This is a genomic window from Psychrobacter sp. Cmf 22.2, assembly GCF_001921745.1.
Lineage (GTDB): Bacteria > Pseudomonadota > Gammaproteobacteria > Pseudomonadales > Moraxellaceae > Psychrobacter.
Genome location: NZ_MRYA01000044.1, coordinates 1 through 263, shown reverse-complemented (window position 1 = coordinate 263; position 263 = coordinate 1). Strand labels below are relative to the sequence as shown.

Here is a 263-nt window from a genome sequence, read left to right as displayed (position 1 = left end):
TAACAAGGATTGTTAATAGATTTAAGGTCATATTAATCAAGGATGATTAAAATGTCTCAATCTTTAGAGTCTCAAAAAAATGCCGAGTTGATGTATCAGCTCAATGACAAGCCTAGCTTTTGGCCGGCAAGTTTCGCCGCTTTACAACATCTGCTAGCTAGTATCGTCGCTATTGTCACTCCTACCTTGATTGTCGCCGGAACCTTGGGTTTGGGTGATTACGTTCCTTATCTAATCAGCTGCGCGCTCATCTCCTCTGGAAT

The 263-nt window shown here is 41.8% G+C and carries 1 pseudogene; it reads left to right on the top strand.

Annotation, left to right across the window (positions count from 1 at the left end):
- Window positions 1–51: 51 nt before the first annotated feature.
- A pseudogene (locus tag BTV98_RS13245) lies at window positions 52–263 on the top strand (xanthine permease XanP); the annotation flags it as partial.